The 24,247-nt window shown below is 70.5% G+C and carries 25 protein-coding genes; 11 read left to right on the top strand and 14 right to left on the bottom strand.

The window, feature by feature from the left end:
- Window positions 1-14 precede the first annotated feature (14 nt).
- Complete coding sequence (locus ACFC06_RS21610) at window positions 15-446, top strand: hypothetical protein (RefSeq protein ID WP_375933977.1); 432 nt, start codon at window positions 15-17, stop codon at window positions 444-446.
- 10 nt (window positions 447-456) lie between these two features.
- Here the strand turns inward: ACFC06_RS21610 and ACFC06_RS21605 are convergent, their stop codons facing one another.
- Complete coding sequence (locus ACFC06_RS21605; protein WP_375933974.1) at window positions 457-741, bottom strand: hypothetical protein; 285 nt, start codon at window positions 739-741, stop codon at window positions 457-459.
- A 156-nt stretch (window positions 742-897) separates the two neighbouring features.
- A complete protein-coding gene (locus tag ACFC06_RS21600) occupies window positions 898-1,335 on the bottom strand; it encodes a DUF6194 family protein (RefSeq protein WP_375933972.1) in 438 nt (145 codons plus the stop codon).
- A 61-nt stretch (window positions 1,336-1,396) separates the two neighbouring features.
- On the opposite strand from ACFC06_RS21600, the gene ACFC06_RS21595 reads away from it, so the two are divergent.
- Window positions 1,397-2,149, top strand: a complete 753-nt coding sequence (locus ACFC06_RS21595) for a MerR family transcriptional regulator (protein WP_375933969.1) — start codon at window positions 1,397-1,399, stop codon at window positions 2,147-2,149.
- On the opposite strand, the gene ACFC06_RS21590 is transcribed toward ACFC06_RS21595, so the two are convergent.
- From ACFC06_RS21590 to ACFC06_RS21575, 4 genes are all read right to left on the bottom strand, one after another.
- On the bottom strand, window positions 2,092-2,592 hold the full coding sequence (locus tag ACFC06_RS21590) for a pyridoxamine 5'-phosphate oxidase family protein (protein WP_375933966.1): 501 nt from the start codon (window positions 2,590-2,592) through the stop codon (window positions 2,092-2,094). The two genes, ACFC06_RS21595 and ACFC06_RS21590, sit on opposite strands and share 58 nt — an antisense overlap.
- A 124-nt stretch (window positions 2,593-2,716) precedes the next feature.
- The gene (locus tag ACFC06_RS21585; protein ID WP_375933963.1) at window positions 2,717-4,522 is read right to left on the bottom strand and encodes an alkyl/aryl-sulfatase; all 1,806 of its coding nucleotides are present in this window, start codon (window positions 4,520-4,522) and stop codon (window positions 2,717-2,719) included.
- 97 nt (window positions 4,523-4,619) lie between these two features.
- Entirely contained in the window at window positions 4,620-6,314 is a 1,695-nt protein-coding gene (locus tag ACFC06_RS21580) for a SulP family inorganic anion transporter (protein WP_375933960.1), read from the bottom strand.
- An 11-nt stretch (window positions 6,315-6,325) separates the two neighbouring features.
- Window positions 6,326-6,985 (bottom strand): GAP family protein, encoded by a 660-nt coding sequence (locus tag ACFC06_RS21575; RefSeq protein WP_375933957.1) that lies wholly within the window; start codon window positions 6,983-6,985, stop codon window positions 6,326-6,328.
- Window positions 6,986-7,083: 98 nt separating this feature from the next.
- Between ACFC06_RS21575 and ACFC06_RS21570 the strand changes: the two genes are divergently transcribed.
- On the top strand, window positions 7,084-7,419 hold the full coding sequence (locus ACFC06_RS21570) for a hypothetical protein (RefSeq protein WP_375933954.1): 336 nt from the start codon (window positions 7,084-7,086) through the stop codon (window positions 7,417-7,419).
- Here the strand turns inward: ACFC06_RS21570 and ACFC06_RS21565 are convergent.
- Window positions 7,416-8,273 carry an NAD(P)-binding domain-containing protein gene (locus tag ACFC06_RS21565; protein WP_375933951.1) on the bottom strand — a complete coding sequence of 286 codons (858 nt, stop codon included), beginning with the start codon at window positions 8,271-8,273 and terminating at the stop codon, window positions 7,416-7,418. The genes ACFC06_RS21570 and ACFC06_RS21565 overlap by 4 nt on opposite strands.
- Before the next feature lie 193 nt (window positions 8,274-8,466).
- Here ACFC06_RS21565 and ACFC06_RS21560 point away from each other — a divergent pair, with 193 nt between their 5' ends.
- From ACFC06_RS21560 to ACFC06_RS21530, 7 genes are all read left to right on the top strand, one after another.
- Complete coding sequence (locus tag ACFC06_RS21560) at window positions 8,467-9,462, top strand: adenylate/guanylate cyclase domain-containing protein (RefSeq protein WP_375933948.1); 996 nt, start codon at window positions 8,467-8,469, stop codon at window positions 9,460-9,462.
- Window positions 9,459-10,280, top strand: a complete 822-nt coding sequence (locus ACFC06_RS21555) for an RluA family pseudouridine synthase (protein WP_375933945.1) — start codon at window positions 9,459-9,461, stop codon at window positions 10,278-10,280. The genes ACFC06_RS21560 and ACFC06_RS21555 overlap by 4 nt, the downstream gene beginning before the upstream one ends.
- Window positions 10,281-10,431: 151 nt before the next feature.
- Window positions 10,432-11,211, top strand: coding sequence for a metallophosphoesterase (locus ACFC06_RS21550; RefSeq protein ID WP_375933942.1), 780 nt, complete (start codon window positions 10,432-10,434; stop codon window positions 11,209-11,211).
- 103 nt (window positions 11,212-11,314) lie between these two features.
- Complete coding sequence (locus ACFC06_RS21545; protein WP_375933939.1) at window positions 11,315-13,393, top strand: ABC transporter ATP-binding protein; 2,079 nt, start codon at window positions 11,315-11,317, stop codon at window positions 13,391-13,393.
- 4 nt (window positions 13,394-13,397) lie between these two features.
- A complete protein-coding gene (locus ACFC06_RS21540) occupies window positions 13,398-14,138 on the top strand; it encodes an energy-coupling factor transporter transmembrane component T family protein (RefSeq protein WP_375933936.1) in 741 nt (246 codons plus the stop codon).
- A gap of 48 nt (window positions 14,139-14,186) precedes the next feature.
- A complete protein-coding gene (locus ACFC06_RS21535) occupies window positions 14,187-14,864 on the top strand; it encodes a DUF1345 domain-containing protein (RefSeq protein WP_375933933.1) in 678 nt (225 codons plus the stop codon).
- Window positions 14,865-15,077: 213 nt separating this feature from the next.
- Window positions 15,078-15,716 carry an ammonium transporter gene (locus ACFC06_RS21530; RefSeq protein WP_375933930.1) on the top strand — a complete coding sequence of 213 codons (639 nt, stop codon included), beginning with the start codon at window positions 15,078-15,080 and terminating at the stop codon, window positions 15,714-15,716.
- Between the two features lie 154 nt (window positions 15,717-15,870).
- Here the strand turns inward: ACFC06_RS21530 and ACFC06_RS21525 are convergent, their stop codons facing one another.
- The 5 genes from ACFC06_RS21525 to ACFC06_RS21505 form a co-directional block, all read right to left on the bottom strand.
- Window positions 15,871-16,050: an antitoxin gene (locus ACFC06_RS21525; protein WP_375933927.1), complete on the bottom strand. Its 180-nt coding sequence runs from the start codon at window positions 16,048-16,050 to the stop codon at window positions 15,871-15,873.
- A gap of 72 nt (window positions 16,051-16,122) precedes the next feature.
- A complete protein-coding gene (locus tag ACFC06_RS21520; protein ID WP_375933924.1) occupies window positions 16,123-18,381 on the bottom strand; it encodes an ATP-dependent DNA ligase in 2,259 nt (752 codons plus the stop codon).
- Between the two features lie 48 nt (window positions 18,382-18,429).
- Window positions 18,430-18,678 (bottom strand): antitoxin, encoded by a 249-nt coding sequence (locus ACFC06_RS21515; RefSeq protein WP_375933921.1) that lies wholly within the window; start codon window positions 18,676-18,678, stop codon window positions 18,430-18,432.
- A 27-nt stretch (window positions 18,679-18,705) separates the two neighbouring features.
- On the bottom strand, window positions 18,706-19,839 hold the full coding sequence (locus ACFC06_RS21510; RefSeq protein WP_375933918.1) for an MBL fold metallo-hydrolase: 1,134 nt from the start codon (window positions 19,837-19,839) through the stop codon (window positions 18,706-18,708).
- On the bottom strand, window positions 19,839-20,567 hold the full coding sequence (locus tag ACFC06_RS21505; RefSeq protein ID WP_375933915.1) for an enoyl-CoA hydratase: 729 nt from the start codon (window positions 20,565-20,567) through the stop codon (window positions 19,839-19,841). The genes ACFC06_RS21510 and ACFC06_RS21505 overlap by 1 nt, the downstream gene beginning before the upstream one ends.
- A 91-nt stretch (window positions 20,568-20,658) precedes the next feature.
- Between ACFC06_RS21505 and ACFC06_RS21500 the strand changes: the two genes are divergently transcribed.
- Complete coding sequence (locus ACFC06_RS21500; protein ID WP_375933912.1) at window positions 20,659-21,777, top strand: NAD(P)-binding domain-containing protein; 1,119 nt, start codon at window positions 20,659-20,661, stop codon at window positions 21,775-21,777.
- Here ACFC06_RS21500 and ACFC06_RS21495 read toward each other — a convergent pair.
- On the bottom strand, window positions 21,758-22,612 hold the full coding sequence (locus ACFC06_RS21495) for an aldo/keto reductase (protein ID WP_375933909.1): 855 nt from the start codon (window positions 22,610-22,612) through the stop codon (window positions 21,758-21,760). The genes ACFC06_RS21500 and ACFC06_RS21495 overlap by 20 nt on opposite strands.
- Before the next feature lie 92 nt (window positions 22,613-22,704).
- Window positions 22,705-24,216, bottom strand: coding sequence for a carboxyl transferase domain-containing protein (locus ACFC06_RS21490; protein ID WP_375935686.1), 1,512 nt, complete (start codon window positions 24,214-24,216; stop codon window positions 22,705-22,707).
- Between the last annotated feature and the right edge of the window lie 31 nt (window positions 24,217-24,247).

Genomic DNA, 24,247 nt, shown 5'->3' with positions numbered 1-24,247 from the left:
GCCAGAATCGAGGGATGAGCAGTACCGCATCGGCAGTCGCCATCGCCGTCGTGTTCGTCTGGCTCGGCATGGTCGTGGCCATCTCGTTCCTCGAGGCACCGCTGAAGTTCCGCGCGCCGCAGGTCACCCTCGCGATCGGGCTGGGGATCGGACGCCTGGTGTTCCGCGCGCTCAACGGGTTCGAGACCCTGTGGGCCGCGATCGTGATCGCGACGCTGGCGCTCGACCCGCCCGGCACGACCGCCCTCGCCGCCCTGGGGACGGCCGTGCTCGCGCTGGCGGTCCAGCTCATCGCGGTGCGGCCCCGGCTGACCCGCCGCAGCGACGCGGTGCTGGCCGGTCTGGACGCGCCCCGCTCGCACGGGCACTACGTCTACATCGGCCTGGAGGCGGTGAAGACCCTCGCCCTGCTCGTCGGCGGCATCGCGCTGCTGGCGGGCGCCTGACGGGCCGGGCTCACCGCGAGCGGCGGTAGGCGGCGACGAACATCGCCACTCCCACCGACAGGACCGCGACGACGGCGATCGCCAGCAGGATCAGCGGGGTGGTGGCGGCGGCCACCCCCGCGCCGTTGTGGCGGATCAGCGCGGCGGCGATCAGCGGGCCGACCATGGCCAGCCCGGCCGCGGTCAGCACCATCCCGCCGGTGATCAGTTCGACGGGGCCGAGCGAGAAGCCCGCCGAGCGGGCCCGTCGCACAGGTTGAACTCCGGCACCCAGCAAACGATGCTCGACGGACATGGCTACCCCTTCCGGTTACCACGCGGACACCCTGTTGAACTGGTAACCGAAAGGTACCCCTTCCCGCTCTCTGCCACGCCGCACCGTGATCCGACTGACGCCGAGACCGACATCAGCAACTTCTCAGCGACCAGGTGTGCCACCGCGAGCAGCCTGTCATGCCCGCCGCTCGTAGCGCTGACGGGCGCGTTCGTGGGCGGTGCGCAGGAGTTCGCGGAGGGTGTCGGCGGTGCGCTCGGCCGGGTCGACGACGGCGAGCCAGCCCGCGGCGGCATAGAGCGGGTGGGCGTGGACCGTGTCGGGGACGCTCGGGTCGGTGCCCGCGGTGGTGTGGTCGCGGAGGGCCTGTGTGCCCGCGGCGATATTGACGCGGTAGGCGCCCGGGCGGTCCAGCCGCGACAGTTCGTCGCCCGGGTAGTTCTTGGTGACGATGGTGGCGAAGGGCTGGGTGGTGGTGGGGACCTCGCCGTCGGGGGCGTAGTAGAAGAAGGTGTCGCCCCAGCTGATCTCCGGGTGGGCGCTGCCCTCGGCCGGGCTGAGGACGAGCACGCCGCCGAGGCCGCGGACGTAGTCGATGATGTCGGTTATCGTCATGATTCGAGCGTCGCATTGAAGTGCTTGTGTGGACTTCGGCACCGATATCCGGGGGTTTCGCGTGGACAACCTCAACTCGCTGGTCGGGCGCACCGTCGATGTGGCGCGCGCGGCCGGGTACTCCACGCAGCAGGTGCGCGACCTCGAACGCGCGGGCGTGCTGCCCGCGGCCGGGCGCACGGCCGGTGGACATCGGATCTATCGCGAGGCGCACCTGCGCTCGGCGCTGGCCTACCGGGCGCTGGCGGCGGGGGCGAGTCCGGGTGCGGCGGGGGCGATCCTGCGGGCGGTGCACGCCGGGCGCACGGGCGAGGCGCTGGCCGCGCTCGATGCCGCGCACGCGCGTCTGCACACCGAGCGGGCGGATCTCGAGCTGGCCGTGCGGGCCGCGGCGGCGGTGTCGGGCGAGGCGATCGTCGAGGTGCGGCGCTCGGATTCGATGACGATCTCCGAGCTGGCCGGGGCACTCGGGGTCCGGGCGTCGGCGTTACGGCATTGGGAGGCCAGCGGTCTCGTGGTGCCGGACCGGGAGGGCACCGCCCGGCGCTACTCCCCCGCGCAGGTGCGCGACGCGCGGATCGTGCACCAGCTGCGCCGGGCCGGGTATCGCATTCCCCAGCTGCGCGCGGTGCTGCCGGAGTTGTTGCGGGCCGGTAGTTCCGGCGACCTGTCCGGGGCGCTGGCGGCCAGGGACTCGGCGATCACCGCGCGTTCGCTGGCGCTGGTGGCGGGGGCCGCCGCGCTGCACGCGGTGATTCAGTCCTCGGCGGTGCTGCCCGACAGCGGCATGGCGGGCAGGCCCAGCTTGCGGTGATCCCAGGAGCGGACCCGGTTCGGCTCCACGCGCACCACGATGCGCTTGTTCATCATCGCCTCGACGAACGGGTGCGCCTCGGGGCTGTACGGGCCGACATAGCGTTCGTAGATGTCGACGGCCGCTTTCCAGTACTCGTCGGCGGTGGTGTCCTCGAGCAGGCTCGCGGTGCCCTCGATCGCGACGCCGCGCAACTGGTCGTAGGTGTCGCCGGCTTCGGCCATGCAGGTGATGGTGGGGTCGCGACGCAGGTTCACCGCCTTCTGCGACTTGGCCTTGGTCTCGAAGTAGAGCACCCCGTCGATGTGCCCGAACCACATCGCGGTGAGATGCGGTTTGCCGTCCTTGTCGAGCGTGGCCAACGTGAGCACCCGGCTCCGGTCCAGAAATCGCGCGATCTCCTCCGCGCTCATCTGCACCGCCGCCCGCTGATTGACTCCCACGCCTGCCACCTTCCACTCCGAACCACCTGCGGCCGACCCTACCGACCCTCCACCCCCACCGAACCCGAATTCCCCAACCAGCCCCCGACCAGGGAAACGCGGCGCACAGCGTCCTATGGGCTCGTCAGGGGGTGACGATCGGGAAGTTGGGGTCGGGGGTGTCGAGGAGGGCGAAGAGGCGCTGGAGGACGGTGGGGTCGCCGGTGTGGTCGACGCCGTCGAGGCCGTTGCCCGCCAGGATGCCCAGGAGCTGGGGTTTGGTGAGGGTGAGGGTGAGGTCGATGTCGGCCTTCGAGCGGGGGTCGACGGTGCGGATCAGGACGCCGTTGGACAGGGTCAGGCGCATGACCGTGTCCAGGTCGGTGAAGTGCCATTCGATGCGGAAGCAATCCCGCGCGGCGCGCGGGCCGTTCACCCGGATGGCGAGGGTGTCGAAGAGTTGCTCGATGGTCAGGGCGGCCGCCATGCCGCCACCGAGATCCATCGGGATCACCTCGATGCCGTGGCGCAGTTCGTTGGCGCCGGTCAGGTAGAAACAGCGCCAGGTGGCGTTCTCGGCGCCGAAGCCCAGCTTCTGATAGGTCCGGGCGAGCGCCTCTTTGGCCTGCGCGTTGTCCGGCTCGGCGAACACGGCGTGCTTGAGCAGTTCGGCCGCGAAACGCAGGTCGCCCTTGTCCGCGTACTCCTCGCCCTTGGCGATCACCGTGTCGATGCCGCCGATCGTCTCGACATACCGCACCGCCTGCTCCTGCGGCGTCCGCTGCCACAGCGAGCTCGGATTCCCGTCGAACCAGCCCAGATACCGCTGGTAGATCGCCTTGACGTTGTGGCTGACCGAGCCGTAGTAGCCGCGGGCGCTCCACGCGTCGTCCAGGCCGGGCGGCAGCTCGATGGCCTCGGCGATCTCGACGCCGGTGAGGCCCTCGTTGAGCAGTCGCAGGGTCTGATCGTGCAGGTACATGTAGAGGTCGCGCTGCACCGACAGGAACGCGCGGATGTTGTCGACGCCCCAGGTCGGCCAGTGGTGGGAGGCGAAGGCGACATCGGCGTCGGTGACGAACAGCTCGATCGCCTCGTCGATGTAGTGCGACCAGATCCGCGGGTCGCGGACCTGCGCGCCACGCAGGGTGAGCAGGTTGTGCAGATTGTGGGTGGCGTTCTCGGCCAGGCACAGCGCGCGGTGACGCGGGAAATGGAAGTTCATCTCCGCGGGCGCCTCGGTGCCGGGCGTCATCTGGAACACGATGGGCACCCCGTCGACGGTTTCCTGCTGGCCGGTATGGGTGATGTCGACCGTCGGCGGGATCAGGCCGAAACTGCCCTGCGAGGTCTGGATGCCGAGGCCGGTGCCGCACTGGCCTTCCGGGCCCGGCGTCATGCCGACCCCGTACATGTAGGTGGCGCGTCGGGTCATCGCCACGCCCGCGTAGACGTTCTCCGAGACCGCCTCGGCCATGAATCCCCGCGGCGCCAGGATCGGCACGTCACCGCGGCCATCGGGCAGCACGCCCTCGACACCGCCGAAGTGGTCGCCGTGTGAGTGGGTGTAGATCACGCCGGTGACCGGCCGGTCGCCGCGATGCTCGCGGTACAGCTTCAGTCCCGCCGCGGCGCATTCGGCGGAGATGAGCGGGTCGATGACGATGATGCCCGTGTCGCCCTCGACGATGGTCATATTGGAGATGTCGAACCCGCGGATCTGGTAGATCCCCTCGGTGACCTGGTAGAGGCCGTTCTTCACGACCAGCTGGGCCTGCCGGAACAGGCTCGGGTTCACCGTGTCGGGGCAGGGGCCGTCGAGGAAGCTGTAGGCGGAGGTGTCGAACACGACGGTGCCGTCGGCCTTGGTGATGCGCATCGGGGTCAGTGTCGCGAGGAAGCCGCGGTCGGCGTTCTCGAAATCGGTGCGATCGTCGTAGTCCAATGCCATCGGATGTCAGCTCCTCAGCTCGGGTCGGTCGTCTTCTCGATGGTCGGCCGGATGGTTGCGTGGCACCTCACCCGCCACGGATGAATCCGGTGCGGGTTCAGCGATGGGTGGGTGGCGGTTCGGGGAGATCGGCGGAGGCGGCGGCGACGGTGGGATAGACGCCGATGGGGGTGTCGCCTGCTTCGGCCGAGCCGAGGGCGTCGCCGAACTGGGCGATGGAGCGGGCGATGCGGAAGTCGATGCGCCGGTGGGCCAGGGTGTTGCGGAGGTCGAGCAGCATTTCGGCGGCGGTGACGTCGAGGCCGGGTGAGGTCTCGGCGTCCAGGACGACCAGGCGGGTGTCGTCGGTGCACAGGTGCTGGATCTGCTCTTTGACGTAGTCGGCGTTGGCGAAGAACAGGCCGGATTCGACCCGGACGACGAGCAGATCGCGGCGGGCGGTGAGCTCGGGATGCCGCGCGGTGTCGACCCACAGCCCACCCGTTTTCGCCAGGGCCGCGATGTGCGGCTGGGAGGCGCGGTACACCAGCAGCAGCACCGAGACGCCGACGCCGATCAGCAGGCCGGGCAGGGTGTCGAACAGCAGCACGCCGAGCATGGCGGCCAGCGCGCCCAGGAAATCGGCGCGGGCGGCATGGCCGTAGATGCTGCCGAGCAGGTGGGTCCACACCCGGTAGAGGCGGCGCAGGGCGGCGATGTCGACCAGTTCGATCACCGCCGCGATCACCACCGCGGCCAGGGTGGCCTCGGGCAGCTTCTCGAACAGGCCGGTGAGGAACAGCAGGGTCAGTACCGTGAGCGCCGCGACGACGAGCCCGCTGACCTGGGTCTTCGCGCCCGCCCCACCGTTGACCGCGGTCTTGGACAGGCTGCCGTTGACCACCATGCCCGAGGCCAGCCCGGACCCCAGATTCGCCGCGCCGAGCCCGAACAGCTCCCGGTTGGCGTCGATGGTGTAACCCGACTTGGCCGCATAGGTTTTCGCCGCGCCGAGCCCCTCGGCGAAGCCGATCACGAGTACGCCGACGGCCGGTCCGAGCAGGTCGAGGTAGTCGTGGAAGCCGACGCCGCCCGGCAGGCCGAGCGCGGGCAGACCCGCGTCGATGTGCCCGACGATGGCGACGCCCTTGTCGTCGAGCCCGAACAGCTGCACCGCGACGATGCCGAACACCACGGCCAGCAGCGAACCGGGCACCAGCGGCAGCCAGCGTTTCACGCCGAGCACGATCGCCAGGCTGAGCAGGCCGATCAGCAGTGTGCGCCACTGGGTGTCGCCGAGATTCCCCAGCAGTCCCCAGGTCTGTTCGAAGAAGTTGCCCTCGTGCTTGTGCACGCCGAACAGCTTGGGCACCTGGCCGATGATGATCGTCAGCGCCAGGCCGACGATGAAACCCTTGAGCACGGGTTCGGAGATGAACGCGGCGATGAAACCGAGCCGGATCAGCCCGGCCAGCAGGCCCGCGATGCCGGTGGCCACGGCCAGTGCCGTGGACAGGGCGAGGTAGCGTCCGGCGTCGGCACCGGCCAGCGGGGTGATGATCGCGGCCGAGAGCGCCGCCGTCGCCGACATCGGCCCCACCACCAGGTGCCGTGAACTGCCCGCCAGCGCGTAGAGGACCAGCGCGGGCACCGCCGCGTAGAGACCGACGACCGGCGGCACCCCGGCGATCGAGGCATACGCCAGCGCCTCGGGCACCATGACCGCCCACACCGTGAGCCCGGCGACCACGTCCGGCCTGATCCAGGCGCGCCGATACCCCTGCAAGGACTCGAAGACCGGTAGCGATTTCACCCGAACTCCCTTCAGAGCCCGCCGAGGCCCTTGCCGACCACGACGGCGCCCATGACCAGCAGCACGATCGCCATCACCGCGTGGTTGTTGGCCTGCAACCACTGCCGCGCCGAGTCGAGCGTGGGCCCGAGCCGGTCGGCGGCGAGCGCGTAGCCGATGACCACCGCGAGCACGCTGGCCGAGCCGAGCAGGGTGAACACCACGATCGCGACTATCTCGCCGCCCGCGCCCAGCCCACCCGCGCCGATGGCCACGCCCGCCGAGACGCACAGCAGCAGGTTCTTGGGGTTCACCGCCGAGAGCACCGCGCCCAGACCCGCCGCCTTGACGACGGTGAAGGTGTCGATGGCCTGCATCCAGCCGGGGACCTCGGTGTCGGCGCGCGAACTCCACTGCTCGGCGGCCAGCGCGATCAGCAGCACGCCCAACACGATCTTGATCCAGGACGCCGCGGCCGACGGCTGCTTGTCGGTCGAGTCGCCGAGCAGGCCCGCGAGCAGCGTCACCACCACGGTCACCGCGAGGATGCCGCCGACCCACCCGGCCGCGAACCCCTTCGCCGCGCCGCCCGCGTTCTTCGACAGGATCATGAGAATGGCCGCGACGATCGGGATGGGCGAGATCGCCACACCGACCGCGAGCGGCAGCAGATCACCGATGACTGAGCCCATGCGGCTCACGGTAGGAGCGGCCGGGTGTTCGCGCGTCACACGTTGCGGGTGAGATCCGTGCGAACGACTACACCCCGCTGGACCCCGTCGACTTCCAGGTGCCCGGCCCCGAACACGCGGGCACCGTCTTCTTCACCACCCCCGACGGGCGCCACTGCGCCATCTACTGGAACAACGGCCCGTCAGGCTGCGACGCGGTGCCGATCGACGCACCCGAGGGGACCAACCAGGTGCGGGTGGGCATCGTCGAGGCGGCGCATTTCGTCGCCGCCGAGGAGCCGACCTTCACCCATCCGGACGCCCAGGTGCTGCCGGAGGGTCACCGGATCACGCTGGAGAACACCACCTGTGGCGTCGGCTACCAGGGGACGGTGAGCTGCGAGGTCGGTGAGCACGGCTTCGTCCTGGCGGCCACCTACAGCGTGCTGCGCTAGGCCCTGATCAGCTCGAACAGCGCGGTGACGCTCTGTTCGCCACGGCCTGCCGCGACCGCGCGTCGCAGCAGGTCGTGGATCGGGGCGTGCCAGGACATGTCGACGCCCGATTCGGCGGCGAGCTCGACCTCGGATTCGACGGCCGTGTGGAACAGCTCGATCGAGGACCCGAGCCGGGTGTAGTCCTCGCTGTCGATCTCCTCGGCCAGCACCGGCAGGATCGACTCGATCATCCGCAGCCATTTCACCGAGTGCTCGACCATGCTGTGGGCGGGGAGCCCGCGCGCGGCCAGCACCGCCGCACCCTCCACGAAGCCGAGCAGGGCGGGGAGCAGGGTGGCGCCGACGGCCGACTCGTAGAGGGCCGCGAGATCGGGTGCGGGACCGAGGAATTCGAGGTCGCCGCCGAGGACGCGCAGGGTCTCGAGATGGTCGTCGAACACCTGCCGGTCGCCCCCGAAGTACAGCGGCGTGTCCGGATCACCCACGGCCGCCGGGACGTTCTTGATCGCGCCGCCGAGATAGCGGGCCCCGCCGCAGTGCGCCCAGCGGGCGAATTCCCGTGCCTGGGAGGGGGTTCCGCTGTTGAGGGTGATGATGTCGCGACCGGCGAGCGCGTCGGCGGGCAGGTGTTCGCGGGTGGCCTCGAAGGTGGTCGGCACCGCGATGGTCAGCGTGCTCGCGGCCACGGCCTCGCCGATGGCGGTGTGCGCGGTCGCGCCCGCGGCGGCCAGCGGCGCGGTGCGCTGTGCGGTGCGATTCCAGACGTGGGTGCGGTATCCGGCCGCGAGCAGCGCGCGGGCCAGGGCGCTGCCCATCGATCCGGTCCCGAGCACGGTGACCGACTTGCTCATCTCGACTCCGATCCGCGGGATCCGGCGATCTCCGCTGGAACGAGTCTCGGCGCGGCGCGACGGGCGCCACAAGTACGCACTTTGCGCGGGAGTTGCCCACCTCCGGGTAAGGATCGAGGTCGGCGGGCTGTGAAGTGTCCAGGGTCGGCGCGAGGATCGCCGGGGTGGCGGGCCGAAGTCGTAGAGTTTGCGTATGTCGGACGCCGAAATGACCGAATTGGTGCAGCGCACGCTAGACCAGGCGCTGCTCGGTGGACCCCGGGCCTACACGCGCACGCAGGTGGGCGAGCGGTCCGGAGTGCCCGAGGCCGAGTCGCGGCGGCTGTGGACCGCGCTGGGCTTCCCGGCCACCGATGACGACCAGGTCGACTACACCGAGCTCGACATCGCCGCCGTCACCAATTTCCGCGGCATGAAAGTGGTGGCCGCCTCGGGTCTGCGCCAGCAGGCGGCCGCGGCGCGGACCATCGGTCAGGGCATGGCGCGGCTGGCCGAATGGCAGGCCGACCTGGTGGTCGCCGAGATCAAGGCGCGGGTGGCCGACGCCGACCCGGCCGTCCCGCTCGACGAAAGGGTCAGGGCGGCAACGGAATCGACACTGGCCGGCGTGGAGCAGTTGCAGACCTATGTCTGGCGCAGGCATCTGGCCGCCGCGGCCGCGCGGGTCATGGACGCGAGCGGGGCGACCACCGAGGGCTCGCTGCGCACACTGGCCGTCGGGTTCGCCGACATGGTCGGTTTCACCCGATTGACCCGGCACCTGCATCCCGACGAATTGTCCACGCTGCTGGAGGCTTTCGAGTCCACCACCACCGCGGCGATCACCGACAACGGCGGCTGGGTGATCAAGAACGTCGGCGACGAGGTGATGTTCGCCGCCGAGACCGCCGTCGACGCGGCGCGCATCGCCCTGGCCATCCAGGAGTCGACCATGCTGGTCGGCGGCACCCCCGAACTGCGGGTGGCCCTGGCCTACGGCGAGGTGCTGCAACGCTTCGGCGACCTCTACGGCTCGGTCGTCAATATCGCCGCCCGGCTCACCGGCGTGGCCCGCCCCGGCAACATCCTGATCGACGACGCCGCCGCGGCCGCCCTCGAGGGCGACCCGGAGTTCGCCATCCGCCATCTGCGCAGCGTCCGCGTCCGCGGCTTCAACCGTCTGCGCCCCCACCGCCTGCGCCCGGCATGAGCGGCGAGGTGCGCCACGACGACACCGTTGCCTACGGTATGCGGGTGGACATGGATTGGGACGGGGTGCGGCAGCGCTGCACGGTCTTCGCCGACGACGCGGTGCTCGCGCTGAACAAGCCCGCGGGGATCTCGGTGACCGGGGAACGGCACGACACCGACCTGGTGGAGCTCGCGCAGGCGGCCGGGACGCAGCTGTATCCGGTGCACCGGATCGACAAGGTGACCTCCGGGCTGGTGCTGCTGGCAACCGATCTGGCCGCGCACGGGCAGCTGACCAGGCAGTTCAACAAGCAGACGGCGCAGAAGCGGTATCTGGCGATCGTGTCGGGGGCGGAGCTGCCGGATCGTGGCGAGATCGATCTGCCGCTGAGCGTGGGGCGCAAGAACCGGGTGCGGATCGCCGCCCCGCGCGAGGCCATCCGGCGCGAGGGCGACCGCTGGTTCGTCGAGGAGGCCGATCTGCTGCCCGCCAAGAACTATCCCTCACGCACGCGCTTCGTCACCGTCGCGCGCCACGGTGAGCACGCCCTGCTGGCGGTCGAGCCGGTCACCGGGCGACGGCACCAGATCCGCGTCCAGCTGGCCTGGATCGGGCACCCCATCCTCGGCGACCCGCTGTTCGACCGCACCGCCACCCACCCCCGCACCCACCTGCACTCCTGGCGCCTGACCCTCGACGCCGACTGGCTGACTCCCCCGGTGCTCGCCCTGGAGGCCACCCCCGGCCCCGACTTCTGGGCGCCGCTCACCGACGACCCCGCGGCGGGTGCCGAACTCCTGCGCACGGCGGCCGGACTCATCTCGCCCGGCGGGTGAGCGGCGACACAGACCGGGGCTCCGGTTTCGGGTGGTGGTACGGCTCATGGAGACGGATAAGCGCAGGTCATCTAGCCTGGATGGGTGCCGATGAGTCATACCGGCGCACTCTGACGCAACGGAGCGATCCCAGAGAAGAAAGCGACTGCCGATGATCCTGGCGGCTCAGCTCAGCGACACCCATTTCGACCTCAGCACACGCAACACCGAACGGGTGGAGGCGGTGATGGGCTACCTCGCGGAGCTGCCGCGCAGGCCCGACGTCATCCTCGTGACCGGCGACCTCACCGATTCCGGCAAGCCCGAACAGTACGCGCAAGCCCGCCTGGCCCTGCGCTCCGAGATCCCCGTGCACGTGCTGCCCGGCAATCACGACGACCGCGCCGCCCTGCGCGCGGAATTCCTCGGCGAACCCGCCACCACCACGCCCGTCAACAGCGCCCATCGCGTCGGCCCGCTCACCGTGCTCATGCTCGACTCCAGCATTCCCGGCGAACCCAGCGGCCGCCTCGACGAGGACACCTACGACTGGCTGCGCGCCGCCCTGGCCGACGCACCCGCCGACGGCCCCGTCCTGCTGGCCCTGCACCACCCGCCCAAGCCCCTGTTCAGCCCCATCGTGGACGTCATCGCGCTGGCCGATCCGGGCCGCCTGGCCGCCGTGGTCGCCGGGGACCCGCGCATCGTGGGCACCCTCACCGGCCACGCCCACTCCCCCATCGCCACCACCTTCGCGGGCAAACCCATGATCACCTGCCCCAGCACCGCCTCGGTCCTGGGCGGCACCTGGGAGGTGACCCCGCCCCACCGGGTCATGGACTACGCCCCCGACCCGGCCATCGCCCTGCACGTCATCGACGAATCCTTCGGCCTGACAACCCATTTCCGCACCGTCGCGATGGGCGGCTGGCTGTCCGAACCCCCGGCCTGACGACACCGGCGTGTGCGGGCCGGTAACCCGCCCGCGCGATCTCTCCACACAACCCCCATTCAGCTCTCACCGTCCACACAGTCCGTCCTGGCAGACTGGACGCGTGACAGAGACGCCCGCGGCTTCGCTTCGCGGACCCCTACGCCCGATCGAGCTGGCCACCGCGGCGGTCATGGCCGGTCTCACCGTCGGCCTGATCACCGTCGGTTCGCTGGTTCCGATGGCCGCCGCACTCCAGCTGGTCGCGGCGGTCCCGTTGGGGTTGCTGGCCCACCGCTACCGGCTGCGCGCCCTGGTCACCGCCACCATCGCGGCCACCCTGGTCACCTTCGTGGCCGCGGGGATCATGCCCGCGCTGGGTGTGCTCGGCGCGGCCACGCTGGCGGGCATCATCGGCACCGTGAAGCGCCGGGGTGGCGGGTTGGCGACCGTGCTGATGTGGTCGGTGGTGGCGGGCGCGGGCTGGTCGCTGTTCACCGTGGGCACGCTGCTGCTGTTCAGCCGCACCAGGCAGCTGTTCTTCGACGCCATCCGCAACACCGCCCAGGGCATCCAGAATCTGGCGGCCCGGCAGTCCCAGCTCGAGCCGCTGGGCCGGATGGCCGCCGAGGCCACCGACGCGGTGCTGCGCTGGTGGTGGCTCTACATCGGCGCCTCGGTGGCACTCGGCGTGGTCACCAGCGCGGTGATCTCCTGGTTCGTGCTCGGCTCGGTGCTCGACCGGCTGGCCTGGCTGCCCGGCAGCGACCGCCTCGACGCCCCCACCGACGACCGGCCGGTGGCGCCGCTGCCGGTGAGCCTGCACGATGTCGGCTATCGCTACGAGGGGGCGAGCACCGACGCGCTGGCCGGGATCGAGCTGACCATCGGGCCCGCCGAGTTCGTCGCCGTCGTGGGGCACAACGGGTCGGGCAAGTCGACGCTCACCCGTGTGCTGGCAGGGCGCCCACCGACCACCGGCACCGTGCGACGACCCGGCTCGGCCGGGCTGGGCGAACTCGGCGGCACCGCGCTGGTGCTGCAACGCCCGGAGAGCCAGACCCTGGGTGTCTCGGTGGCCGACGACGTGGTGTGGGGCCTGTCGGCCGAGCTGGCGGGCGAGGTGGACGTGGACGGTCTGCTCACCGAGGTCGGCCTGGCCGGGATGGGCGCGCGCGAGACCGCCACGCTCTCGGGCGGCCAGCAGCAACGTCTCGCGGTGGCCGCCGCGCTGGCCCGCCGCCCCGCGCTGCTCATCGCCGACGAGGCGACCTCCATGATCGACCCCGACGGCCGCCGCGACCTGGTCGCCCTGCTGGCCGAACTGCCCCGCCGGCACGGCACCGCCGTCGTGCTGGTGACCCACCACGAAGCCGACGCGAGCGCCGCCGACCGGGTGATCCACCTGGCGAACGGCCGCATGGTCGAGCACCTGGCGAGCTGGCCGCAACCGGCCCGCGACCAGCGCCGACGCCCCATGGGCGCGCCGATCCTGGAACTGGCCGGCGTGCGCCACACCTACAACCGCGGCACGCCGTGGGAGGCGCCTGCCCTGCACGGTGTCGACCTGTCGGTGCGCCAGGGCGAGGCACTGCTGATCGTCGGCGGCAACGGCTCGGGCAAGTCGACGCTGGCCTGGATCATGGCCGGTCTGGTCGCCCCGAGCGAGGGCCGCTGCACGCTGCGCGGCGCCCCGGTGGACAAGAAGATCGGCGATATCGCGCTGGCCTTCCAGCACTCCCGGCTGCAATTGCAGAAGCAGACCGTGGGCGCCGAGATCGCCGACTGGGGTGGCCGGGCGACCGGCTCCGGCGCGGTCGGGCAGGCACTGGACGCGGTCGGTCTCGATCGCAGGCTGGCCGCGCGCTCGATCGAGGAGCTCAGCGGCGGGCAGGCCAAACGGGTGGTGCTGGCCGCGATGGTGGCCAGCCGTCCGCAGGTGGTGGTGCTCGACGAACCGCTGGCGGGCCTGGACCCGCAGGGTCGCGCCGAGATCGTGGAACTGCTGGCGCGGCTGCGCGATTCGGGGCTGACGCTGATCGTCATCTCGCACGACGTGGCCGATATGGCCGCGGTGTGCGACCGCACGGTGCACCTGGACTCGGGGGTGATCGCCGAGACCGCGCGTCAGCCGGTCACCGCGGCGGCGGGCCGCGAACCGGTCTGGCGCCTGGACAATCCGCCGCACAACGAACCGGGGTGATCCGATGAGCACTGTTCTGCTGCGCGAGGTTCCGGTCGACAGTGTCGTGCACCGGCTCTGGGCCGGGACCAAGATGATCGCCGCGTTCCTGATCAGCCTGCTGCTGATGTTCCTGCCGATGTGGCCGGTGCTCGGCCTGATCATCGCGTTCCTGGTGGTGATCTGGGTGGCCGCGCGCCTGCCGATCCGCACGCTGCCCCGGCTGCCGTGGTGGTTCTGGGGACTGGTCGCCCTCGGCGCGCTGATCAACGCCCCGATCGGCACCAAGGCGCTGCTCGGCTACGCGCAGGTGTTCGTCTTCGGCATGGTGCTGGTGGCCGCGTCGTTCCTCATCGCCTACACCACGCCGATGGGTGAGGTGGCGCCCGCGCTGGCGAAACTCGGTGCGCCCCTGCGCAAGCTGGGCCTGCCGGTCGACGAGTGGGCGGTGGTCGTCGCGCTGACACTGCGCGGGCTGCCGCTGCTGCTCGACGAGATCCGGGTGCTGCGCGCGGCCCGCAAGCTGCGCCCCAAGGACAACCTGATCCATCGCGCCGCCGACCAGAACCCGCTCATCGACATCCTCACCGCGTGCATGGCGGTGGCCTCGCGCCGGGCGGGCGAACTCGGCGAGGCCATCACCGCGCGCGGCGGCACCGGCATGCTCACCGCGCATCCGAGCAGGCCCGGGCGCAACGACGCCATCGCGCTGGTGATCGTCGTCGCGGTGTGCGCGGGTGGGGTGGTGCTCGGCGCCGCGCTCTGACGCCGGGCCTCCCGCCCGCCGCCCGCGCACCGGGCGATACTGACTCGCGTGACCGACAGCGAGCAGGCGGTACCTCCCTGGCAGCGGCCCACCGAGGGCGAATCCCGGCTCGCCGCGACGGCCGCGATCCTGGGGATCGTGGTGGTGCAGGTGCTGCTGCCCAACGAGTTCCTGCCCTCGCCCCCGTGGGTGCTGCCCGTGCTGGAACTGGGTGTGCTGCTGATCCTGCTGGTCGCCAATCCGAGCCGGATGGACCGGGAGGAACGCTGGATCCGCTTGCTGAGCCTGGTGCTGGCCGGGCTGATCAGCTTCGCCACCGCGCTGTCGGCGCTGCGCCTGCTGCACGCCATCGTCACCGGTCAGGTCGGCCAGGAACCGGCCGAGCTGCTCGGCAGCGGCGCGCTGATCTGGGCGACGAATGTGATCGCCTTCTCGCTGTGGTACTGGGAGTTCGATCGGGGCGGTCCGGCGGCGCGAGCCAACGGCCGGCAACCCGTTCCGGACTTCCTGTTCCCGCAGATGCAGGACCCGGGCGTCACCGACCGTGACTGGCGGCCGGAATACCTGGACTACCTGTACCTTTCCTTCACCAATGCCGCCTCGTTCGCGCCCGCGGACGTGTTGCCGCTCTCGCGCTGGTGCAAGGCGGTGATGCTGGCGCAATCGGTGATTTCGCTGGTCATCGGCGCGTTGGTGATCGCACGGGCGATCAACATCCTGCACTGATCTCATAGCAATTAACTATGAGAAATTTCAGGTTTAAAATCGGATTCCACTCTTCGGCAACCCGATAGCGGGCTATGGTTCAACCGATAATTCGAGCTGGACCGCTACACGCGCCGTCACTCGGTTCTCGGGGGAGCCACGACCGCGGCGCTTTCGTTTGGGCACGTCAAATCGTTTGGCACGTCACCTGATGAACCAGATGGGAACGTACACATGATCATCCGTAAGATCGCCGCGGTCGCCATCCCAGCGCTCGCGGCAGCACTCGTCGGCTCCGGAATCTCGCACGCCGACCCGGTCACCCCCAATGTCGACTACCGCACCGAACTGGTCGGCAACAAGGTGGTCACCACCCTGACCAACGGGACCTTCGAGCTCACCGGCAACGGGGTCGAGATCCGCGACCAGGCCGGGGCCACCGTGGTCGCCCTGCCGCTGTCGGTGCGTGACGGCAGTCTCGAGTACCCGCTGCCGCACGCGGTGAGCCAGAACCAGACCGTTCTGGAGATCACCGCGGTGAAGGACGTGGCACTGGCAAGGCCGAATCTCACGCCGGTCGCCTCGCCCGCGGAAAACTATGCGGCACAGGCGAACTTCGCCTCGACCTTCGGCCTGGCCACCGCCGTCGGCAGCTTCGTCGGCATGGCCATCGGCGCGGTGATCGGCCTGGTCGTCGGTGCCGCGGCCGGTGGCGTCGGCGCGATTCCCGGCTTCATCACCGGGGCCAGCATCGGCGGCATCATCGGCAGCCTGGTCGTCGGTGGTCCCACCCTGATCGTGGCGGGCCTGGACCTGATCAACACCCTGGCCGCTCCGCCCGGCACCACCCAGTGGGCTCAGCAGACCAACTAGCCCGCAGCACAGCCACTTCCGCGCCGGGCGCTACCGCCGGCCCGGCGCGGAAGTAGCTCGCGGAAACAATCGTGCCGAGGCCCGGAATCGACTCCGGGCAAACTCCCGGCACGCTGATCCGGCGGACCGGTGGCGGCCGGTCCGCCGGAGCAGATCAGTGCTGTTCGCGCAGCGCCTTCTTGGCGGCTTCCTGGGCCGAATCGACCTGGCCCGCGAACTTCCCGCCGGTCTTGGCGTCGACCACGTCACCGGCCTTGTCGATGACGCCCTCGACCTTGTCGGCGTTCTTGGCCGCCAGATCCATCGCCTTGCCCGCCAGGTTCTTGAAATCCACCGTGCACTCCTCGTGTGTCCAACCGGTTCAACGCGATCACCCTAGCAACACCACAGCTTTCGTGGACAGGGCTCAGCGCCGCGAACCCGTCACACCGTCCCACACCGGATGCCACAGCCTGCCGGTGTCGGTCCACGCCTGGAACCGGACGGTGCCGGTGAGTTCGGGGTCGACCCACTGCGCGTCGCGGCGCTCGTCGGCGGTCAGCTCGTTGACGAACGGCGACGTCGCACGCGAGAGCCGCGCCAGTTCGGTGGCGATGCGGCTCGCCTGTTCGTCGCCGAAGCCCGTGCCCACCCGGCCGATGTAGACCAGTCCGTTCTCGTGCGGAATCCCCAGCAACAGCGACTTGAACTGGCGTTTCTCGCTGCGCCGCCACCCGCCGACGACCACCTCCCTGGTGCGCCAGTTGCGCTCCTTGAGCCAGGTCTGGGCCCGCTTGCCCGGCTGATACACCGAGTCGCGCCGCTTGGCGACCACGCCCTCCTGCCCCTGGTCGCGACTGTCGGCCATCGCCTCGGCGCCCGAACCGTCCAGCAGCATGGACACATTCATCGACGGCGCCAGCCTGCCCAGCGCCTCGAGCACGGTCCGGCGATCGGTGTACTTCTTGCGCAGCAGGGAGGTGCCGTCCAGGTGCAGCACATCGAACGCGACGAAGATCGCGCGCGCCGAATCCGCTTGCAGCGCCGAGATATCCGAGAGCCCCGCCTCGTCGAGCACCACGGCCTCCCCGTCGAGCACCACCCGGTGCCCGGCCAGTTCCTGACCGAGGGCGGCCATGCGCGGATAGCGCGCGGTGACGGTGTTGCCCGCCCGGCTGCGCACGGTGACGGTGCCGTCCTCGATCTCGACGATCACCCGGAAGCCGTCCCACTTGGTCTCGAAGGCCCAGTCGCGCGCCGACAACCCGGTCACCTCACCCGCCGTCGCGAGCATGGGCGAGAGCCCACGCGGGAGCGTGCCGGAACCATTGTGCGACACCGGTTCCCGGCGGGTCTGGTCACGCATGTAGTGCATGAGCCACTGGTCGCCCTTGGTCTGGATGAAGGCGTAGCGGCCGTGCAGGCGCTCACCGTCGAATTCGACGATCACCTCGTCCTCGCGCCACTTCTCGGTGAGATAGGTGCCCGAATCCCAGATGGTCATCTCCCCCGCGCCGTACTCGCCCTTGGGGATGGTGCCGTGGAAATCCAGGTACTCCATCGGGTGGTCCTCGGTGCGCACGGCCAGGCGGTTGTGTTTCGGCTCGGTCGGCGGGCCCTTGGGGACGGCCCAGGAGGCGAGCACGCCTTCGTGTTCGAGGCGCACGTCCCAGTGCAGGCGGCGGGCGTGGTGTTCCTGCACGACGTAGCGATTGCCGGGGCCGGGCGCGGGTGCGGCGGCGGGGACGGGTTCGGGGGTGCGTTCCGGATCGCGCATGCTGCGGTACTTGGTGAGCGCGTCGGCCAGGGGCGGGTCGAGGGCGGCGAGCAGGTCGCCGTCGGCCTGCCAGCGGGCCAGTACCTCGTCGAAACGCAACTGGCGCAGGGCATCCGCGTCCTCGATCTCGGCCCAGGTGCGCGGGGCGGCGGCGTGCGGCTGGGCGCGGCCGCGCAGCGAATAGGGGGCGATGGTGGTCTTGGCGGCGTTGTTCTGGCTCCAGTCGAGGAAGACCTTGCCGGTGCGGGCCGCCTTGGCCATGGTCGCCGTCACCAGATCCGGGTGCAGCTGTTGGAGATTGGTGGCCACCTGCTTGGCCACGGTCGACGCGCCCGACGAACTCATGACGCGATCCAGCGGCACGTAGAGGTGAATTCCCTTGCTACCACTGGTGACCGGGAACGCCCGCAGACCGATCCCGGCCACCATGTCACGCACGGCCAGCGCCACCCGCGCGCACTCGGCGAGCCCGGCGTCCGGGCCGGGGTCGAGATCGAACACGATCCTGGTGGCGGGCCCGCGCCGCTCGCCGTCGAAACGCCATTGCGGCACATGGACTTCCAGTGCGGCCTGCTGACCCAGCCAGGCCAACCCCGCCTCGGAGTCGATCACCGGGTACACCACCCGGCGGCTGGAATGCTCCATGGCGACGCGCCGGATCCAGGCGGGCGCGTGCTCGGGCAGGTTCTTCTCGAAGAAGTCGGCGTGGTCCACGCCGTTGGGCCACCGCTTGCGGGTGACCGGGCGCCCCACCAGGTGGGGCAGCATCGCCGGGGCGATCGCCGAATAGTAGGCGATCACCTCACCTTTGGTCGTTCCGGTCGCCGGGTACAGCACTTTGTCGAGGTTGCTGAGCTCGACCTCGATACCCGGTTCACCCGGCGCGCCCCGGAACTCCCGGCGGACCATCGACGCGGTTCGGCGGCGGGGACCGATGCCCGGCCCCCGCGAGCCGAATCAGGCCTTCGGCCCCGGATCGGTCGGTGCGGGACCGCCGGTGGCGGGACCGGCGCCCGGCTGCTGCGGCGGAACGACCTTCTTGGCCGCGTCCTTGCCCTTTTCGATCTTGTCGCTGTACTTGCCGCCGGTCTTCTCATCGATGAACGAGCCGGCCTTGTCGACCGCGTCGTTGATCTTGTCGGCGTTCTGGGCGGCGGCGTCCTTGCCCTTACCGAGCAGGCCCTTCAAGGTATCCACGAGACTCATCTGCCGAAATTCCTTTCGCGAGGAGGTTCACTCCACATCTTCCCACCACGAAACCCGCGGTGGGAGGTCATTCGGAACCACCCGCTGGCCCGGCTTGGGCACGACCGTGGCCGTTCCGGCCGCGTCGGCGGCCTCGACCAGCCGCCGCACGGGTTCGGCCCAGCGGTGGAAGGCCAGGTTGAAGGTGGCCCAGTGGATCGGGACCAGCAGCCCGTAGCCCGGTTCACCCAGGCACAGGTCGGCGTGCGCGCGCACCGCCTCCTCGGGATTCATGTGCACATCGGTCCAGCGCTCGTCGTAGGCGCCGATGGGCAGCAGCGTCAGATCGAACGGGCCGAGCACCGCGCCCGCCTGCGCGAACGCCTTGGTGTAGCCGGTGTCGCCGCCGAAGTACACCCGCTTGGTGGGGCCGGCCAGCGCCCAGGACGCCCACAGCGTGGTGTTGCGGACCAGACCGCGACCGGAGAAATGCCGGGCCTCGGCGCAGGTGATGGTGAGTCCGCGATCGTCCTTGCCGTGGCCCAGCGAGACCGAACCACCCCAGTCCAGCTCGATGATCCGGTACTCGGGCACACCCCACTGGCGCAGGTGGGCGCCGATGCCGGTGGGCACGACGAAGGGCGCGAGCTGACCCCGGACCAGCTCGTCGACGGTGGCCTTGTCGAGATGGTCGTAGTGATCGTGGGAGATGATCACCGCGTCGACCTTCGGCAGCGTGGCCAGCGCGCCGGGCACCGGATGCAGGCGGGCCGGGCCGATCAGCGGCGAGGGCGAGACCCGCTCGCTCCACACCGGGTCGGCCAGCACGCGGTAGCCGTCGAGCTCGATCAGGGCGCTGGCGTGCCCGTACCAGGTGACCGCCAGCTCGGCGGCCTGTTCCGGCACGGCGGGGGTGACCAGCGGCACCGGCTTGCCCGGCCTGCCGACCCGGCCCTTGGTGAGCCCGGACCACAGCAGCGAGGGCGCGGCACCGGCCGCGAGCATGCTGCTGGGCTCGGTGTTGTGGAAACGGCCGTCCCGATAGGACGACTTGCCCAGGGCGGTCGGCTCGATGGCCGACGGCCCGGCGCCGAGCGCGGTGGGCAGACCCCACACCGCGCGCGCCACCCAGGCGAGCCCGAGCGAGCTCGCCACCGACCCCGCGACGCGCGCGAGGCTCATCACCGGCCCACGAATTTCGCGGGACGCTTCTCCTGCCGAGCCAATCGACCCTCCTTCGCGTCGTCACTGGTCCAGGCGGCTTCCAGCGCGGCCTGCTGGATCGCGCTGGCCGGTGCCCTGGTGCCGTCGTCGTTGAGCATGAGCTTCATCGCCCGCAGCGACAGCGGGGCCAGCGCGGCGATGGACTTGGCCCAGTCCTGGGCGTCGGCCAGGGTGCCCAGCTTGTTGGCGAAGCCGTATACGTAGGCGTCGGCGGCCGAGACCGATTCGGCGCCGAGCAGGATGGTGCGGGCGGGGCCGCCGCCGATCAGCGAGACCAGCCTGCTCACCGTCCACCGGTCCACCGAGATGCCCAGCTTGGCCGCGGGGACCGCGATGTAGGCGTCGGGCTCGATCACCCGCAGGTCCGAGGCCAGCGCCAGCTGCACGCCCGCACCGAGCGCGCCGCCGTTGATCGCCGAGATCACCGGCACCGGAAGCGATTCGATGGTGTGCAGCATGTCGAGCAGGCCGCCGAGGAACGATTCGGAGTACACCCCGGTCAGGTCGGCCCCGGCGCTGAAGATGGGGCCGCGGCCGGTCAGCACGATGACGCGGGCGCCCTGGTCGACGGCGTCGAGCATCGCGGCGCGCAGCTGGCCGACCAGGTCCTCGTTGAGCGCGTTGCGACGCTGTTCGCGCTGCAATTCGATAGTGATCACGTCACCGTCGCGGGTCACGCCGAGCATGGATCCTCCCCTGAAGGAACGGGTTCACTGAATGTCTTCACTTTGCCACAGGCCGTGGTCGACGCCCCGTAAGGCGATAGCATCGGCGGCTGTGGCGACCGACTTCGACATCCTGGTGATCGGCGCGGGCCAGGCCGGGCTGTCGGCCGGTTATCACCTGCGCAGGCTGGGACTGGTGCCCGAACGCGACTTCCTGATCGTCGACCACGCGCCCGGTCCCGGCGGCGCCTGGCAGTTCCGCTGGCCCTCGCTCACGCTCACCACGGTGAACCGCGTGCACGACCTGCCGGGGATGTCCTTCGCCGAGACCCTGCCCGCCGGCTCGGCGTCCGCGCCCGCCGCGACCGCGGTGCCGCACTACTACGAACTCTACGAAAAGCGCTTCGACCTGCGGGTTCGGCGTCAGGTCACGGTGTCGGTGGTCTGTGACCGGACCGCCGACGGCCACAGCTGCGCGGGGCGCGGCGAGGTGTTGCAGGTGGAGACCGAGGGCGCGGGGACGCTGCGGGTGCGCGGCCTGGTCAACGGCACCGGCACCTGGGAGCACCCGTTCATCCCGGTGTATCCGGGCGCGGGCGGCTTCGCCGGACGTCAGCTGCACACCCGCGACTACCGCACCGCCGACGAGTTCGCCGGCGAGCACGTGGTGGTGGTCGGCGGCGGGATCTCGGCGGTGCAGCTGCTCGACGAGATCTCCCAGGTGACTTCCACCACCTGGGTCACCAGGACCGAGCCGCGCTGGCGCGAGACACCGTTCGTGGAACAGGACGGCCGCGACGCGGTGGCGATCGTGGAGGACCGGGTGCGACGCGGGCTGCCGCCGGGCTCGGTGGTCTCCGTGACCGGCCTGCCCCTGGACGACCGGCTGCGCGCCGCGCGCGAGCGTGGGGCGCTGGACCGGCTGCCGATGTTCGAGCGGATCGAGACCGACGGGGTGCGCTGGGCCGACGGACGGTTCCAGCACGCCGATGTCATCCTGTGGGCCACCGGCTTCCGCAGCGCCCTGGACCATCTCGCGCCGCTGCGGCTGCGCGGGCCCGGCGGCGGGATCACCATGACCGGGCGGCTGGCCACCCAGGTCGCGGTCGACCCGCGCGTGCACCTGATCGGCTACGGGCCCTCGGCCAGCACGATCGGCGCCAACCGGGCCGGACGCGCGGCGGCCGTGGAACTGACCCGCTATCTGGGGATCACTCCAGACCGGCGCTGAAGGTGCCGGGATCGGGCCCGACGCGGGTGCCCTTGTCGAGGCGGTTGATCGCCTCCATCGCCTCGGCGCCGAGTTCGAAGGTGAACACGTCGAAGTTCTCCGCGATCCGCGAGGGCGTCACCGACTTGGGGATGACGATATTGCCCAGCTGCAGATGCCAGCGGATGATCACCTGCGCGGGCGTGCGGTCGAGTTCCTCGGCGATGCTCGCGATGGTGGGGTTGTCCAGCAGCGTGCCCTGCCCGAGCGGGCTCCACGCCTCGGTGGCGATGGCGTGGTTGGCGCCGTACTGGCGCAGGTCGCGCTGGGACAGGGTGGGGTGCAGTTCGATCTGGTTGACCGCCGGGGTCTCCCCCGTGTCGGCGATCAGGGTCTCCAGGTCGATCACCCGGAAGTTCGAGACACCGATCGAGCCGATCCGGCCCTGCGACTTCAGCGCCTGGAACGCGCGGAAGGTGTCGACGTAGCGGCCCGCCGAGGGCACCGGCCAGTGGATGAGATACAGGTCTAGATAGTCCAGACCCAGACGTTTCATGCTGGCATCGAAGGCGCGCAGCGTGGAGTCGTAGCCCTGATCGGCGTTCCACAGCTTGGTGGTCAGGTAGATCTCGTCGCGCGGGATGCCCGACTCACGGATGGCGCGGCCTACGCCTTCCTCGTTTCCGTAGACCGCGGCCGTGTCGATACTGCGGTAGCCGACCTTCAACGCCTCGGCCACCACTCCGGTGACGTCCTCCGCGGGCACCTGGAACACGCCGAACCCCAGTTGCGGGATCACGTTCCCGTCGTTGAGCACGATGGTGGGAACGAGGCTGCTTGCGCTACGGAAGGTCACCCTTCCGACCGTAGAAGTGCTTCGCCGTACCGTCAACGACGCCGACCTGCGTGTTTCCCCGAGTCCCGATGGGGTACGAACCGGGGCGTGGGTCAGTAGACCACCCCGGTGAGCCCGATCCGGCGGTAGCGGACCCGGCGCGCGGCACGCAACTCGACGGGCGCGACGGTGCGCAGGGCGGCGAGTTCCTCGGTGACGGCCAGCACCACGCGCCGGGCGAAGGCGACGGGTTCGGCTGCGGCATCGGGATATTCGCCGACGATGCGGTCGACGACACCGTCGCGATGCAGGTCGATCGCGCGAATACCCTGGGCGTCGGCCAGTTCCGGCGCGTGCGCGGTATCGCGGAAGACGATCGCGCTCGCGCCCTCGGGCGGCAGCGGCGCGAGCCAGCCGTGCGCGGCGGCCAGCACCCGGTCGGCGGGCAGCAGCGCCAGCGCGCCACCGCCGGTGCCCTGGCCCAGCAGGATCGAGACCGTCGGGGTGTCGAGGGTGACGAGATCGGCGAGACAGCGGGCGATTTCGGGGGCGAGCCCGCGTTCCTCGGCCTCTTTCGACAGCGCGGCGCCGACGGTATCGATCACCAGCACCAGCGGCAGCCGCAGTTCCTGGGCCAGCGCCATCGCGCGGCGCGCTTCGCGTAAAGCGGCCGGGCCCATGGTGTGTTCGCCGCGCTGGCCGGATCGGTCGTGGCCGAAGACGACACAGGGCTGTCCGCCGAAGCGGGCCAGGGCCAGCACGACGGTGCGATCGGATTCACCCTGGCCGGTGCCGCTGAGCGGAACACGGTGTGTCACATGGCGTAACAGGTCACGGATGCCCGGACGCCCGGGCCGCCGGGTGCTCAGTACCGAATCCCACGCGCTGGCAGTGGTATTCGCCGCCGTCACCGGACTCAGCACGGGCGCAGCCCATCCCGGCTCCGCCGACACCGGCATCACCGCACCGCTGGCCACGCTCAGGGCGCGGTGGGCGATGCGGCGGAACACCTCCACCGGGACGACGCCGTCGATCACGCCGTTGCGGTAGAGGTTCTCGGCGGTCTGCACGCCGGGCGGGAAGGGCTTGCCGTAGAGCGCCTCGTAGACGCGCGGACCGAGGAAGCCGATGAGCGCGCCGGGTGCGGCGAACGTGATGTGCCCCAACGATCCCCAGGACGCGAAGACGCCGCCCATGGTCGGATCACGCAGATAGACGAGATAGGGATATCCGGCGGCCTTGTGCACGGTGACCGCGCCCGCGATCTTCACCATCTGCACGAAAGCGACGGTGCCCTCCTGCATCCGGGTGCCGCCGGAGGTCGGTGAGGCGATCAGCGGCAGACCCAGTTCGGTCGCGCGCTCCACCGCGGAGACGATCCGTTCCGCCGCGGCGACACCGATCGAACCGGCCAGGAACGCGAACTCGCACGCGATCACCGCCACCCGGCGCCCGCGCAACAGTCCCTCGCCGGTGAGCACCGACTCGTCGGTGCCCGCGCGCACGGTGGCCTCCACCAGTTCCTGGCGGTAGCGCGGGGTGATCGGGGGCTCGACCGGGGGCTGATCCCAGCTCACGAAGGTCCCGGAATCGAGCAGCTGACCGAGCAGCTCATTCGCCGACATACGCACGAACAGAGCCTAGCGGGACCGGTCG

It is taken from the genome of Nocardia sp. NPDC056064, assembly GCF_042266925.1.
Classification (GTDB): domain Bacteria; phylum Actinomycetota; class Actinomycetes; order Mycobacteriales; family Mycobacteriaceae; genus Nocardia.
Note: the sequence above shows the minus strand (reverse complement) of the source record. Positions and strands in the feature narration are given on the sequence as shown.

Bases quoted from the DNA above. Each gene is read 5' to 3' on its own strand.
- ACFC06_RS21600 (WP_375933972.1), bottom strand. From the start codon at position 1,335: ATGACGATAACCGACATCATCGACTACGTCCGCGGCCTCGGCGGCGTG.
- ACFC06_RS21560 (WP_375933948.1), top strand. From the start codon at position 8,467: ATGTCGGACGCCGAAATGACCGAATTGGTGCAGCGCACGCTAGACCAG.
- ACFC06_RS21610 (WP_375933977.1), top strand. From the start codon at position 15: ATGAGCAGTACCGCATCGGCAGTCGCCATCGCCGTCGTGTTCGTCTGG.
- ACFC06_RS21515 (WP_375933921.1), bottom strand. From the start codon at position 18,678: ATGAGTCTCGTGGATACCTTGAAGGGCCTGCTCGGTAAGGGCAAGGAC.
- ACFC06_RS21565 (WP_375933951.1), bottom strand. From the start codon at position 8,273: ATGAGCAAGTCGGTCACCGTGCTCGGGACCGGATCGATGGGCAGCGCC.
- ACFC06_RS21490 (WP_375935686.1), bottom strand. From the start codon at position 24,216: ATGTCGGCGAATGAGCTGCTCGGTCAGCTGCTCGATTCCGGGACCTTC.
- ACFC06_RS21505 (WP_375933915.1), bottom strand. From the start codon at position 20,567: ATGCTCGGCGTGACCCGCGACGGTGACGTGATCACTATCGAATTGCAG.
- ACFC06_RS21540 (WP_375933936.1), top strand. From the start codon at position 13,398: ATGAGCACTGTTCTGCTGCGCGAGGTTCCGGTCGACAGTGTCGTGCAC.
- ACFC06_RS21555 (WP_375933945.1), top strand. From the start codon at position 9,459: ATGAGCGGCGAGGTGCGCCACGACGACACCGTTGCCTACGGTATGCGG.
- ACFC06_RS21575 (WP_375933957.1), bottom strand. From the start codon at position 6,985: ATGGGCTCAGTCATCGGTGATCTGCTGCCGCTCGCGGTCGGTGTGGCG.
- ACFC06_RS21605 (WP_375933974.1), bottom strand. From the start codon at position 741: ATGTCCGTCGAGCATCGTTTGCTGGGTGCCGGAGTTCAACCTGTGCGA.
- ACFC06_RS21520 (WP_375933924.1), bottom strand. From the start codon at position 18,381: ATGGTCCGCCGGGAGTTCCGGGGCGCGCCGGGTGAACCGGGTATCGAG.
- ACFC06_RS21530 (WP_375933930.1), top strand. From the start codon at position 15,078: ATGATCATCCGTAAGATCGCCGCGGTCGCCATCCCAGCGCTCGCGGCA.
- ACFC06_RS21510 (WP_375933918.1), bottom strand. From the start codon at position 19,839: ATGAGCCTCGCGCGCGTCGCGGGGTCGGTGGCGAGCTCGCTCGGGCTC.
- ACFC06_RS21550 (WP_375933942.1), top strand. From the start codon at position 10,432: ATGATCCTGGCGGCTCAGCTCAGCGACACCCATTTCGACCTCAGCACA.
- ACFC06_RS21585 (WP_375933963.1), bottom strand. From the start codon at position 4,522: ATGGCATTGGACTACGACGATCGCACCGATTTCGAGAACGCCGACCGC.